Origin of the sequence: Paraburkholderia sp. CHISQ3 (assembly GCF_030464945.1) — a bacterium.
In the GTDB taxonomy this organism is placed as follows: domain Bacteria; phylum Pseudomonadota; class Gammaproteobacteria; order Burkholderiales; family Burkholderiaceae; genus Paraburkholderia; species Paraburkholderia megapolitana.
In genome coordinates this window covers 307,455-320,010 of sequence record NZ_JALPRG010000011.1, presented here as the reverse complement: position 1 = coordinate 320,010, position 12,556 = coordinate 307,455, and the positions used below count along the sequence as shown (strand labels likewise).

Sequence of the window (12,556 nt, the reverse complement as noted above, 5' to 3'; positions counted from 1 at the left end):
AAATTCGATGAAAATTTGCGGCTCTAGTGGGTCAGTTCTGCGCGGACATCAACACCCTGAATTCTTCGATGATGAATTGTTGCGACGTGCCTCTTCCGACGCTTCTAGCGAAGGAATTCCTCGATCCGGTCGATTACCTCCGGATCATTAAGGCCGCGCGCGGGATCACAGGCGACGAGTCGAGGTAGCAGCGTGGTGGCCGTCGCAAATTCCTTTGGCGCGTCATCGAGAATGAGATATTCGTCGGGAGAAAGATGGCGTCGCCGGATGTAGTCGAGAATACGAAGGGCGCGGCTCTCAATCCGCCGGTCCGTTAGCTGGATGCGCACTGCTTGACCCAGTTGAGGCAGATATTCCGTTCGAAGTGTTTTCGCATCGAACATGTAGATCCACGTACTGTGGATAGCGATATCAACTGCTTTTCCCGAAACGATCGGCGCCAGCTTTGCCTCAAGCGCGCACACTCCCGGTCCGGTCACCCGGGGTCCCTGTGGACCGTATTCGAGTTCGCCGACCGTGGACGGGTGAAGCACGCCGTCGATGTCCAGAAAGATCGTCTTCATTGCTACCGGGATGTGGTTTCGATCGGAAGCGTCAGGCGTTTGTACTCCCGGCGTCCGACTGATCTCGGGTCAGGATAATGGAAAATCCGATGTCCGCCCAGTCGGTCGGGTGGATCCGTGGAGTTCTCCGTTAGTCATCGATCCGGACCGCCGGTGCCGACCGGGCACGCTACACGGCGAGGCACCCCCGAACTGTGGCAATGCTGATCGTCGCTTCCATCCCCGCGGTAAATCGCAGATAGTCGGCCTCCATACCATCGGAGAAGATCACACCGTTCTCGGGCATCCTTGAACGTAGCCGCAGCGGTTGTCCGGTGCTCACGGAGCCGAACACCAGTTCAGTCTTCGAGGCCCGACTTGGGAAAGGTTCGCGCACGGCGAAGGTCAGTGTCGGGCTGTCCCACGGTTGCGGCTGGTACTTCACCCGCTCGCCCGACGAGCGCAGCGCCTCGGCGACACCCAGTGAACCCGTGACGATGCTCTTCAGCCACGCCGTCGAACCGAGGCCGGTGGAGACGATGATGCCGGACGACGACTGCGATTCACGCCGCTCGCCCAGCTCGATCTCATACAGCGCAGAGGAATGGGTGCGCGGTCCAATGAACAGATCATTCACGGCACGCAGTACCTGCCCGTCTGACAGACGGGCCTCTGCCATCGTCACCGATCTCGTAGGCCGGCGATTCGCCACGACATCTGCGAGTACAGCACCCAGATCCTTCGGCTCAAAGGGCAACAGGAGACCATCCCAGCGACCTGGCTCCGGGTTCAGACCGATCAGCGGCTGGCCATCGAGGTATTTCATCGAGTTCGCGACCAGCCCGTCCTGTCCAAGCGCGACGACGATATCGTCAGCCGCAAATATGAAGTTGGGCAGATACGCACGATCGACCACCTGGTAGCGGCCCCACGTCTCCAACGCACGCACGGTAATCTCAAGACTCTGCGCGTACGCCGCATTCTCGACGAGGTAGTCAGAGAAATCAGCCCCGAGGTGCTCGATGTAGAACCTTGCCTGCGCCAGCGTATGGGCCAAGCGCATGATCCTGACCAACGAGCGGGTGAACGCTGACACCGCACTACATATCGGATTGGTCGAGGAGGTCGTGGGCAAGGGCGAATCGCTGGGCTCGGCCCTCAAAATGGCGGAACGCGTAGCGAGCCTGAGCCCGCAAGCGGTCGCATTCAGCAAACAACTGATTCATGGCGCACGTCAGGGTGTGCCGAGAAAGGCAGCGCTGGCGTTGGAGCGCGAGCGTTTCATCGACCTGTTCGACTGGGACGATCAGCGCGAGGGAGTTAATGCTTTTCTTGAAAAACGCAAGGCGATCTGGAAAAGCGGCTAAGACTAGGTGCGTTGCCCTTCCGCCTCATCACTTATGAGCCAACCCAATTCAGGGAGCGGTACAATCATGGAGCAAGGCAATCGCCAACTTTGGCCTAAGTCCAGACCTAATGGTATCCCGCAAGCAGAGGACTTTGCCATCCGGGTGACTGCGGTTCCCGCACCTGCGGACGGCGAATTCGTTGTGTGCGACAGCTAGTCGGGGGCGCGATCGAGAACCTGATATGAGCATGCCTGCCGACTCCGCAGATCAACGACCGCGTCGGGTTCTGGTTGCCGGACAACGTCCTCGCTATCTGTAACAGTGTCCAACCTCACCACAACGTCCCCTTCGAGGCAGACGAAGCCAAGGTCAAGGTACTTCTTCCCTTGGAACCCGACGCGAATCCGACTTTACCGCAGCCGATAATTATCGACGACGATCGGCGCAGAGCAGCTATCCATTGATCTCGGGTTGCCATGTCGGACTTTTCCTCTAAGATCATAGGAAAGAGTGTCAGCCTCTTCTTCACCATTAATCCAAAAAAGACGCTACCGCCTGCGTTCCGATGATTGTTGGGAAATCTAGGAATAAGCCACCAGCGTCATGCAGACAAAAAATACGAGAAGAACATGAGAAAAGCGCAGGGGGAACGCGCATATGAATACACCATTGTTGCGTTGTAAATATCTGATGGGGATCGCTACCGTCGGCTTATCGCTGACGATGGCCACGGTCACCGAAGCGTTCGCAGCATACGCGGGCGATAGGTCGGCTAGCAGTCCCGCCGATGTGACCAGAGACGCTGCAGGAGGAGACGCGAGCAAGCAGTACACGGTCGGCCAATTGTATTTCGACGGCGAGTGGGTACCACGGAACCCGGTCGAAGCCGCGCGCTGGTGGCAGTTGGCATCTGAGCAGGGCGAGCCGCGCGCGCAGAATGCGCTGGGCTTGCTGTACCAACGTGGCGACGGCGTGCCGCAAGATGATGCGCTTGCGCTGCGCTGGATTCGCAGTTCGGCAGAGAAGGGTTACGCGGCAGGCGAGGATAGCCTGGGACGCCTCTACGCAGCAGGTCGGGGCGTCGAGCGTGATGATCGTGTCGCGGCGGACTGGTATCGAAAGGCGGCCGAACAAGGCTACGCTCCCGCCGCGAATCATCTCGGCTACGCGTACGATCAGGGGCTTGGCGTGCCGCACGACGAGGCACTGGCCCTCCAGTGGATGCTGAAATCGGCACAGGGAGGATATCCGCCGGGGCAGTACAACGTCGGGAGCTACTACGATGCCGATCGAGCAGGACTTCCTCGCGACGTGGGACAAGCGCTCAAGTGGTATCGCGCAGCGGCGACCCATGGCTACCCTGCGGCACAGTATGCTCTAGGTGAGTATTACCGCAAGGGCGATGGAGTCTCGCAGGATTACGCCGAAGCAGCCCGCTGGTGGACACTGTCCGCGCAAGGTGGCGATCTACGGGCGAAAAGCGGCCTCGGCTTCCTTTTTTTAACCGGCAATGGTGTGCCAATTGACTACGCGCGGGGCGCGACTCTGATCACTGAGGCCGCGCTCGGCGGCGACGTTCACGCACAGAAGAACCTTGCAGTCATGTATGCAAAGGGAACGGGTGTGCCGCGAGACGACTCGCTCGCCGCATCCTGGCTGAAAAAGGCTGCAGACCAGGGCGACGCGTGGTCGCAACGAGAATTGGGAATGCTCTATGCGAACGGTACCGGGGTAGCGCGCGACGAGGTTGAGGCGGTGGCCTGGTATCGGAAAGCGGCTGACCTGGGCGATGGATCAGCGCAGATTCTGCTGGCGCAATGCTATGAAAAGGGGCGTGGCGTTGGTGCGAGCGACACTGAGGCATTCGACTGGTATCGGAAGGCTGCTGCCGGAGGCTCGGCAAGTGCACAGATGAAGGTCGGTTTGATGTTTATCAGGGGGACTGGAGCACCTGCGGATTACGTGCAGGCCGCGCAATGGCTGCAGCGTGCGGTAGACCAGAATCTGGTTGTAGCAAAGGAAGCGCTGGGCATGCTGTATCTACGCGGCGACGGCGTGCCGCGCGACTCCGGAAAGGCGCTTACGTTGCTGAGAGAAGCCGCGGATCAGGGAACGGCCTCTGCCCAGTTTGCTCTTGCCGCAGCCTACGATTCCCTGCCCGGCGGTGCGGACTACGCGAGCGCAGTGCGCTGGTATCAGAAAGCCGCAGACCAGGGTGATGTCAACGCGCAGATCGAGATGGCCAAGCACTACATGAGTGGCAATGGGGTCGCCCGTGATGACACTCAAGGATTCCGCTTGTTAACGCAGGTTGCCGCTCAAGGTAACGCAGGCGCCGAAAACGGTGTCGCACATTGTTACGCGCTTGGTCGCGGCGTCGCGCAGGACTACGTGCAGGCTGTCATATGGTTTCGCAAATCCGCCGAGCAGGGTAACGCTGATGCGCAGTTCAATCTTGGGCAACTGTACAGGAACGGACTCGGCGTCGAGCGTGACGAGGCACAGGCGCAGTTCTGGTACGGGAAGGCTGCCGCTGCGGGGTTCCGGCCCACTACGGATCCTTCGGGGGATACGCACTGACAGGCGAAGCAGCGTCGAATGTTCGTTCTTTTCACTGTGAAATCATGATTGAATCTAATTGAACGATGAGCTATGGACGAATCCAACGAATATCCGCCCCGAAATTCTGACCAGCACTATGTGCACTCTGTGCTGCGCGAGCGTATCGTTGAGCATGTATTCATTGGCGACGCGTTGCGACGCCTTTGGCAACATGGCATCACCGATGTCGAGTTACTGCGCTCCGAATTCGATGCGGGTGGCTATGACCTCGTGATGAGTTACGGCACCATCGTCCGCCACATTCAGTTCAAGGCGATGGTGGTGGGTGGCAGTCGGGCCAGTATCACAGCCAGCCTGAATCTGATGCAAAAGCCTAGCGGATGCATCCTTTGGATCGTGGTCACGCCGGCGCTCGACGTCCAATCCTATCTTTGGTTCGGTAACTTGCCTGGGCAACCGCTGCCAGATCTCCGCGAGATGAGGATCGCCAAACATGCAAAGGCCACTGCAGCCGGTGTCAAGCTGGAGCGGCCCAATCAGCGGATTATTCCGCGCAGTGCGTTCACACTAGTCGAGTCCATGGATGGGGTGCTTGAGCGATTGTTCGGGCCACTACAGACAATCAGTTGATGTCGCGGGCGTCCTGTCGAAATTTAGACCGGGATCGTCGACGATCGGAAGTGAGCAGCTGTGAATAGACCAGCTACGTGACACCACGCTCGTTCCTTTGCGACCACGAACGCTGAAGGTAGCGGTAACGCTGGGACCATCCTCTGTACTGCGGCGATGCGAGGCGGTGGCGACATAGCCACACAGTTCATCCCATACGTCGAGATTGAGATTGAGTATCTCATCGACTCGATCGCTGTCGTCATTTCTGAGCCGTAGCCAGACCAACCTCCTGGTTCGCAACTTTATTGGCACGACGTGTGTGATCAGTTCGCAACTTTATTGCCCAGTTCGCAACTTTATTGTCACGAACCAACCCATGCAACAGCCAATGCCCAGTTATTCCACCGTCACCGATTTCGCCAGATTCCGCGGCTTGTCCACATCCGTCCCGCGCGCACAGGCTGTGTGATACGCGAGCAACTGCAGCGGCACGACGTGCAGGATCGGCGAGAGCATTCCGTAGTGTTCCGGCATGCGGATCACATGTAGCCCTTCGTCGTTGACGATGCGCGTGTCCGCGTCGGCAAACACATACAGCTCACCGCCACGTGCGCGCACTTCCTGAATGTTCGACTTCAGCTTTTCGAGCAGCGCATCGTTGGGCGCCACCGTGACAACCGGCATCGCCTCCGTCACCAGCGCGAGCGGCCCGTGCTTCAGCTCGCCGGCCGGATACGCTTCGGCGTGGATATACGAAATCTCCTTGAGCTTCAGCGCGCCTTCCAGCGCGATCGGATAATGCAGCCCGCGCCCGAGGAACAAGGCGTGCTCCTTGCGCGAGAATTCCTCCGACCACGCGATGATCTGCGGCTCCAGCGCCAGCACGCTGTTCAGCGCCGCCGGCAGGTGACGTAGCTGGCGGATGTAATCGGCCTCCTGCGCTGCACTCACATGACCGCGCAGTTTGCCGAGCGTCGCCGCCAGCACGAACAGGCCGACTAGCTGCGTCGTGAACGCCTTGGTCGACGCCACGCCGATCTCGCGGCCCGCGTGCGTCAGGAACGACAGTTCGGTGAGCCGCACCATCGCGCTCGTCGCGACGTTGCACACCGACAGCGTATGCCGATGCCCGAGCCCCTGCGCATGCTTGAGCGCGGCGAGCGTGTCGGCGGTCTCGCCCGATTGCGAGATCACCACGACGAGTGCCTTCGGATTCGGCACTGACTCGCGATACCGGTACTCGCTTGCAATCTCGACCTGGGTCGGAATCTTCGCGATCGATTCGAGCCAGTACTTCGCGGTCAACCCCGAGTAATAGCTGGTGCCGCACGCGAGAATCAGCAGGCTATCGATTCCGGCGAATGCTTTCGCCGCATCCTCGCCGAAGAGCGTTGCATCGAAGCCGTCGCTTTGCGGAATCGTGTCGCTGATCGCGCGCGGCTGCTCGAAGATTTCCTTCTGCATGAAGTGCCGGTACGGTCCGAGTTCGACCGCACCGCCATACGCGGCCACCTGGCGGACTTCGCGCTGCACGTCGCTGCCGTGGCGGTCGGCCACACGCACGCGCTCCAGCGTTAACTCGCAGACGTCGCCTTCCTCGAGGAAGATGAAACGCTCGGTGCTACCGGCCAGCGCCAGTGCGTCGGAGGCCAGAAAGTTTTCGCCGTCGCCCAAGCCTACGACGAGCGGCGAACCCTGGCGCGCACCGATCACCGTATGCGGCTGGTCCTTGTGCAGCACCGCGATCGCATAGGCGCCGTGCAACTGTTGCACGGCTTCCTGCACCGTCGCGAACAGGTCGCCGCGATACAGACTGTGGATCAGATGCGCGATCACCTCGGTGTCGGTCTGCGACACGAACACGTAGCCCTTGCCGCGCAGCATCTCGCGCAACGTCTCGTAGTTCTCGATGATGCCGTTGTGCACGATCGCCAGCGCGTCGCGCGAAAAGATCGGGTGAGCGTTGTCGGTCACCGGCGCGCCGTGCGTCGCCCAGCGCGTGTGCGCGATACCGGTCGTGCCTTCGAGATGCGACTCGCGCACCTGCTCGTCGAGGTCGGCCACCCGCGCCACGCTGCGCGCGCGACGCGGTTCGCCGTCGGCCAGTACGGCGACGCCGCACGAGTCGTAACCGCGATATTCGAGGCGCCGCAAACCTTCGATGAGAACGGGAACGATGTTACGTTGCGCAACCGCGCCGACAATACCGCACATGATCTATCTGTCCTTGCAGGATGGAGGTCCGCGAGCGCGGCCTCGTCAGCTTTTCTTTTTGACCGGGCGTACGTAGCTCGGCTTGCTTGTCTGGGTTTTGTCGTTCAGCACCAGTTGGTCCGGAGCCACGTCTTTCCACACGGTCGTGCCCGCCGCGATCGTCACGCCACGGCCCACGCGCACCGGCGCGACGAGCTGCGTATCCGAGCCGACGAACACGTCGTCTTCGATGATCGTGCGATGTTTATTCGCGCCGTCGTAATTGCACGTGATCGTACCCGCGCCAATATTGACCCGAGCGCCGATGTCCGCGTCGCCGATATAAGTGAGGTGATTGGCCTTCGAACCATGACCGATCACCGCATTCTTCACTTCGACGAAATTGCCGACATGCGTTTCGTCCTTCAGCTGCGCGCCGGGCCGCAGCCGCGCATACGGCCCGAGCACGGCCTGCGCCCCGACTTCCGCACCGTCGATATGCGTGAACGCATCGACGCGTGTGCCCGCGCCGATCGTCGCGTTGCGGATCACGCAATTCGGGCCGATCGTGACGTTGTCGGCCAGCGTAACCTTGCCTTCGAACACGCAGTTCACATCGATCGATACATCGCGGCCGCACTCGAGCGTGCCGCGCACATCGAGACGCGCAGGGTCCGCGAGCGTCACGCCGCCAACCAGCAGCGCTTCGGCGACGTTGCGCTGATACACGCGCTCCAGTTCGGCGAGCTGTTGCTTGCTGTTGACGCCGAGCGTTTCCCACTCGTCGTCGGGCTGTGTCGTGACGATTTCGATGCCGGCTTCGATCGCCAGTTCGACGACGTCTGTCAGATAGAACTCGCCCTGCGAATTATCGTTTTTCAGCGACGCGAGCCAGCCGGCAAGCTGCCCGGTCGGCGCGGCGATGATGCCGGTGTTGATCTCGGCAATCGCCTGCTGCTCCGGCGTCGCGTCTTTCTGCTCGACGATGCGCAGCACCTTGCCGCGCGCATCGCGCACGATCCGGCCGTAACCGCTGGGGTCGTCGAGCGTGACCGTGAGTACGCCATAGCCCTGCTGGCCGACAGCGTCGGTGAGCTGCTTCAGCGTGCCGGCACGCGTGAGCGGCACATCGCCATACAGTACGAGCGTCGGCACGGACGGATCGAGCATCGGCAGCGCCTGCTGCACAGCATGGCCGGTGCCGAGTTGCTGCGCCTGCATGGCGAATTGCACGTCAGGCGCAGCGACGGCAGCACGCACCGCATCGGCGCCATGCCCGACGACCACGACGAGCCGCGTCGGATTGAGCGTGCGGGCAGTATCGATGACGTGTGCAAGAAGTGGCCGACCGGCCAGAGGATGCAGCACCTTGGGCAATGCTGAGCGCATGCGCTTGCCGGTGCCCGCCGCCAAAATCACGATGTTCATGGCGTAAGCGAAAGGACGGGTTCAGAGCGGGCAATTCTAGCACGCGGCCCGGCGTGCCAAGGCCCGGCAGGCGGGCTTTGGCACGCCGGGCCGGTGCGCGCGGGCGGCTTTAGAGGTCGTCGAACTGGACGATTGAAATGGGCTGGGCGCTGCCCAGCGTCGCGCTGCTCGTCGTATCGGTGGAACACGGGTCTTCGTCGAACGCGATATCGCCATGCGGATCGGCTTCACCGGTTGCGCGCAGGCCGGCGAACGGAAACAGCGTGTGATCCATCAAATGCGACGGCACGACCTTCGACAGCGCGTTGAACATGTTCTCGACGCGCCCCGGAAAACGCTTCTCCCAGTCGCGCACCAGCGCTTTCATCTCGGCACGCTTCAGGTTCGGCTGGCTGCCGCACAGATTGCACGGAATGATCGGGAATTCGCGCAGTTCCGCGTACTTCTCCAGATCCGTTTCCTTCACATACGCGAGCGGCCGGATCACGATGTTCTTGCCGTCATCCGATTGCAGCTTCGGCGGCATGCCCTTCAGCTTGCCGCCGTAGAACAGGTTCAGCAGCAGCGTCTGCAGGATGTCGTCGCGGTGATGGCCGAGCGCGATCTTGGTCGCGCCCAGTTCACCCGCCACGCGGTAGAGAATGCCGCGCCGCAGCCGCGAGCACAGCGAACAGGTCGTCTTGCCCTCGGGCACGAGGCGCTTGACGATGCTGTACGTGTCCTGATTCTCGATATGAAATGGAATGTCGAGCTTCGACAGATACTCCGGCAGCACGTGCTCGGGGAAGCCTGGCTGCTTCTGGTCGAGATTGACCGCGACGATGTCGAAATGAATCGGCGCGCGCTCGCGCAGGCGCATCAGCACGTCGAGCATCGCGTAGCTGTCCTTGCCGCCCGACAGGCACACCATCACCTTGTCGCCGTCCTCGATCATGTTGTAGTCGCCGACCGCCTGACCGACGAGGCGCGCCAACCGCTTGAAGAGCTTGTTGTTCTCGTACGCTTCTTTCTGCTCGCGGCGCGTCATCACGGGGCGTGCGTCGGCTTGCGCTGTTGCCGTTGCTTCGCCGGCAACCATGTCGGGCGCGGCGAGGCCGGCCATTTCAGCAGCATTCATGGCTCAGTCCTCCTTGATGCGAAAGACCTCGACGCCAACGGCGTCGCAGTCCGGGTACACGTCCGGCTTTTCCGTCGACAGCCGCGCGGCCCGCACATGCGGATGCGCAAGCAACGCGGTCAGCAGATCGTCGCAGAGCGTTTCCTGCAGATGGATATGTCCCTGCTCGACGCGGCGCGCGATGGTCGAGCGCATGAAGTCGTAATCGACGACTTCGCGCAGCTTGTCTTCGACAGGCGTGGACAGCGCGAGCGGCACGAACAGTTCGACGTTGATCACCACGCGCTGCTCGCCGCGCTTTTCGAAGTCGTGCACACCGATGTTGATATGCACTTCGTAATTGCGCAGGAAAAGCCGGCGGCAATCGGCAAGCCGGGGATGCGAAAGATCGGCAAACATGTTCGTTCCGATTGAAAAAGGGCAAAAAAGCGTGCGGACACGCAAAGGGTGCAATGAACGCGGACCCATCGGGCCGCGCGCTCAGGCGCCCGTTAAAAAAACACGCCGCGCGGCTACGGCACCAGATGCTGTCCGCCGTCGACGACCAGCGTCGTTCCGGTGACAGCCGTGGCATCCGCGAGATACAGCGCTGCCGTAACCAGGTCTTCCGGCCGAGACGAGCGACCGAGCGGCGTTTCCCGGTGAGCGGCGGCAAAACTGTCGGGCGTCTGGCCCGCCGACTGCAACGTCAGCCCCGGCGCAAGTCCGACCACGCGGACCTTCGGCGCCAGCGCCTGGGCGAGCGTGACGGTCGCGGTCTGCAAGGCGGCCTTCGTCAGCGTGTAGGACAGGTAGTCCGGGCTCATGTTGTACAGCTTCTGGTCCAGCACGTTCACGACGACGCTGCGTTGCGACTCGTCGGTCAGCGCGGAATCGGGTGTCGCGTCGAACAGCATCCGCGCGAGCACCAGCGGCGCGCCGACATTGATCGCCGTGTGCTTCAGCAACCGCTCGTAGCCGACGTCGCGCGCCGTGTCTTCGTCGAACAGCGACGCGTTGTTGACGACGCATACCGGCCGGCCGAGCGCAGCCGTACAGGCCGGCAGCAGCCGCTCGACTTCCGCCTCGATCGCAAGATCGGCCCGCAGCGCCACCGCGCGGCGGCCCAACGCGACGATTCCAGCGACGACTTCATCCGCTTCGACCTTCGACGTACCGAAATGCACCGCCACGTCCCAGCCCTGCGCCGCAAAGCCCAGCGCGAGCGCCCGACCGACCCGGCGGGCCGCGCCGGTGATCAGGACGACACGCGCAGCGCCCGCAGATGTACTGCCGGCAGCGGAAAGGTCAGAGGGAACGGTCATTTACAATACGCGGATGAATCCGAAAGCTCACGAACCCGACAGTTTACCTGCTCCAGGCCCAACCGCGCTCGCGCAGTCCGAAACGCTGGCCGCGCAGATCCGCGCCGAAATCGCTTCAGCCGGCGGCTGGCTGCCGTTCGACCGCTACATGGAACTCGCCCTGTACGCGCCCGGACTCGGCTATTACAGCGGCGGCGCTATCAAATTCGGCCGGCGCGCCGAGGACGGCAGCGACTTCATCACCGCACCCGAACTGTCGCCGCTGTTCGCCGCCACGCTGGCGCGGCCGGTCGCGCAGGCGCTCACTGCAAGCGGCACGCGTCAGTTGCTAGAGTTCGGCGCGGGCACCGGCAAGCTCGCAGCGGGCCTGCTGCGCGCCCTTGCGTCCGCCGATGTCCCGTTCGACAGCTACGCGATCGTCGACCTGTCCGGCGAACTGCGCGAGCGCCAGCGCGAAACGCTCGAAGCCGAGGTGCCGGATCTGGTCAGCCGCGTGCGCTGGCTCGATGCGTTGCCTGCTACCTTCGAAGGTGTCGTGATCGGCAACGAAGTGCTCGACGCGATGCCGGTGCGGCTCTTTGCGCGGCTGGGCGGTGTCTGGCATCAGCGCGGTGTTTCGCTGCAGAACGACGGTGCATTCGCTTTCGCGGACCGCCCGGTGGACCCGGCACGCGACGCATCCGACACCGCGCCGCTGAGCGAACTCGACGATTCCCACGACAACAACAGCGACTACGTCACCGAAACGCACGTTGCCGCACTCGGCTTCACGCGCACCGTCTGCACGATGCTCGCGCGCGGCGCAGCATTCTTTATCGATTACGGTTTTCCGCGTCACGAGTACTACCACGCGCAACGCACGCAGGGCACGCTGATGTGCCACTACCGGCATCGCGCGCACGACGATCCGTTCGTCTACCCAGGCCTGCAGGACATCACGACGCACGTCGAATTCACGGGCATCGCGGAAGCCGGTGTCGAGACGGGGGCGGATCTGCTCGGCTATACGTCGCAAGCGCGCTTTCTGCTGAATGCGGGCATCACGGAAGCACTCGCCACGATCGATCCAGCGGATACCAGGCACTTCCTGCCAGCTGCGAATGCCGTGCAGAAACTGCTGTCCGAAGCGGAGATGGGCGAGCTGTTCAAGGTGATCGCGTTTTCGCGTGGGATCGACGGGACGCTCGATGCGTTCGCGAGCGGCGACCGGACGCATACGCTGTGACGCGCTTCCTCAGGTACCGACCATGATCCGCTGGCTGCTGACTACCTTCATCGCTGTCGCGATCCTGTCGGGCTCATGGCCGTGGCTGCGCAAGATCGGCATCGGCCGTATGCCTGGCGATGTCACGCTGCGACTGTTCGGACGCGAGTACCCGTTTCCGTTCATGTCGACGCTGGTGCTGACGATGGTGTTATCGCTACTCGCGCGGGTGTTTTGAACCGCGG

Annotated in this window: 11 protein-coding genes and 1 pseudogene; 5 read left to right on the top strand and 7 right to left on the bottom strand. The window is 62.0% G+C overall.

Annotated elements, in window-relative coordinates; all coding sequences use genetic code 11:
• Positions 1-104: 104 nt before the first annotated feature.
• The gene (locus tag M0D65_RS25450; RefSeq protein ID WP_266255064.1) at positions 105-563 is read right to left on the bottom strand and encodes an HAD domain-containing protein; all 459 of its coding nucleotides are present in this window, start codon (positions 561-563) and stop codon (positions 105-107) included.
• A gap of 169 nt (positions 564-732) precedes the next feature.
• Positions 733-1,599, bottom strand: a complete 867-nt coding sequence (locus M0D65_RS25445) for a sugar kinase (protein WP_266255063.1) — start codon at positions 1,597-1,599, stop codon at positions 733-735.
• Between M0D65_RS25445 and M0D65_RS25440 the strand changes: the two are divergent.
• From M0D65_RS25440 to M0D65_RS25430, 3 genes and pseudogenes are all read left to right on the top strand, one after another.
• Positions 1,592-1,909: pseudogene (locus M0D65_RS25440) on the top strand (enoyl-CoA hydratase-related protein); the annotation flags it as partial. The gene M0D65_RS25445 and the pseudogene M0D65_RS25440 overlap by 8 nt on opposite strands.
• Positions 1,910-2,548: 639 nt before the next feature.
• On the top strand, positions 2,549-4,471 hold the full coding sequence (locus tag M0D65_RS25435) for an SEL1-like repeat protein (RefSeq protein ID WP_266255062.1): 1,923 nt from the start codon (positions 2,549-2,551) through the stop codon (positions 4,469-4,471).
• Positions 4,472-4,543: 72 nt separating this feature from the next.
• Positions 4,544-5,083: a hypothetical protein gene (locus M0D65_RS25430; protein ID WP_266255061.1), complete on the top strand. Its 540-nt coding sequence runs from the start codon at positions 4,544-4,546 to the stop codon at positions 5,081-5,083.
• A 378-nt stretch (positions 5,084-5,461) separates the two neighbouring features.
• Here the strand turns inward: M0D65_RS25430 and glmS are convergent, their stop codons facing one another.
• The 5 genes from glmS to M0D65_RS25405 all read right to left on the bottom strand — a co-directional run bounded on the left by glmS (position 5,462) and on the right by M0D65_RS25405 (position 11,107).
• The gene (glmS, locus tag M0D65_RS25425; RefSeq protein ID WP_266255060.1) at positions 5,462-7,279 is read right to left on the bottom strand and encodes a glutamine--fructose-6-phosphate transaminase (isomerizing); all 1,818 of its coding nucleotides are present in this window, start codon (positions 7,277-7,279) and stop codon (positions 5,462-5,464) included.
• Between the two features lie 45 nt (positions 7,280-7,324).
• Positions 7,325-8,686 carry a bifunctional UDP-N-acetylglucosamine diphosphorylase/glucosamine-1-phosphate N-acetyltransferase GlmU gene (glmU, locus tag M0D65_RS25420; RefSeq protein ID WP_266255059.1) on the bottom strand — a complete coding sequence of 454 codons (1,362 nt, stop codon included), beginning with the start codon at positions 8,684-8,686 and terminating at the stop codon, positions 7,325-7,327.
• Positions 8,687-8,795: 109 nt separating this feature from the next.
• The gene (gene ttcA / locus M0D65_RS25415; RefSeq protein WP_266255078.1) at positions 8,796-9,764 is read right to left on the bottom strand and encodes a tRNA 2-thiocytidine(32) synthetase TtcA; all 969 of its coding nucleotides are present in this window, start codon (positions 9,762-9,764) and stop codon (positions 8,796-8,798) included.
• A 42-nt stretch (positions 9,765-9,806) separates the two neighbouring features.
• Positions 9,807-10,202 (bottom strand): dihydroneopterin aldolase, encoded by a 396-nt coding sequence (locus tag M0D65_RS25410; RefSeq protein WP_091017405.1) that lies wholly within the window; start codon positions 10,200-10,202, stop codon positions 9,807-9,809.
• Between the two features lie 113 nt (positions 10,203-10,315).
• Positions 10,316-11,107 (bottom strand): SDR family oxidoreductase, encoded by a 792-nt coding sequence (locus M0D65_RS25405; RefSeq protein ID WP_266255058.1) that lies wholly within the window; start codon positions 11,105-11,107, stop codon positions 10,316-10,318.
• Between the two features lie 13 nt (positions 11,108-11,120).
• On the opposite strand from M0D65_RS25405, the gene M0D65_RS25400 reads away from it, so the two are divergent.
• Complete coding sequence (locus M0D65_RS25400) at positions 11,121-12,332, top strand: class I SAM-dependent methyltransferase (RefSeq protein ID WP_266255057.1); 1,212 nt, start codon at positions 11,121-11,123, stop codon at positions 12,330-12,332.
• Between the two features lie 22 nt (positions 12,333-12,354).
• Positions 12,355-12,549, top strand: coding sequence for a DUF2905 domain-containing protein (locus M0D65_RS25395; protein ID WP_091017396.1), 195 nt, complete (start codon positions 12,355-12,357; stop codon positions 12,547-12,549).
• Positions 12,550-12,556 lie beyond the last annotated feature (7 nt).

Coding starts and splice junctions, on each gene's coding strand:
- glmU (WP_266255059.1), bottom strand. CDS start 8,686: ATGAACATCGTGATTTTGGCGGCGGGCACCGGCAAGCGCATGCGCTCA.
- M0D65_RS25410 (WP_091017405.1), bottom strand. CDS start 10,202: ATGTTTGCCGATCTTTCGCATCCCCGGCTTGCCGATTGCCGCCGGCTT.
- M0D65_RS25405 (WP_266255058.1), bottom strand. CDS start 11,107: ATGACCGTTCCCTCTGACCTTTCCGCTGCCGGCAGTACATCTGCGGGC.
- M0D65_RS25435 (WP_266255062.1), top strand. CDS start 2,549: ATGAATACACCATTGTTGCGTTGTAAATATCTGATGGGGATCGCTACC.
- M0D65_RS25450 (WP_266255064.1), bottom strand. CDS start 563: ATGAAGACGATCTTTCTGGACATCGACGGCGTGCTTCACCCGTCCACG.
- glmS (WP_266255060.1), bottom strand. CDS start 7,279: ATGTGCGGTATTGTCGGCGCGGTTGCGCAACGTAACATCGTTCCCGTT.
- M0D65_RS25395 (WP_091017396.1), top strand. CDS start 12,355: ATGATCCGCTGGCTGCTGACTACCTTCATCGCTGTCGCGATCCTGTCG.
- ttcA (WP_266255078.1), bottom strand. CDS start 9,764: ATGGTTGCCGGCGAAGCAACGGCAACAGCGCAAGCCGACGCACGCCCC.
- M0D65_RS25400 (WP_266255057.1), top strand. CDS start 11,121: ATGAATCCGAAAGCTCACGAACCCGACAGTTTACCTGCTCCAGGCCCA.
- M0D65_RS25430 (WP_266255061.1), top strand. CDS start 4,544: ATGGACGAATCCAACGAATATCCGCCCCGAAATTCTGACCAGCACTAT.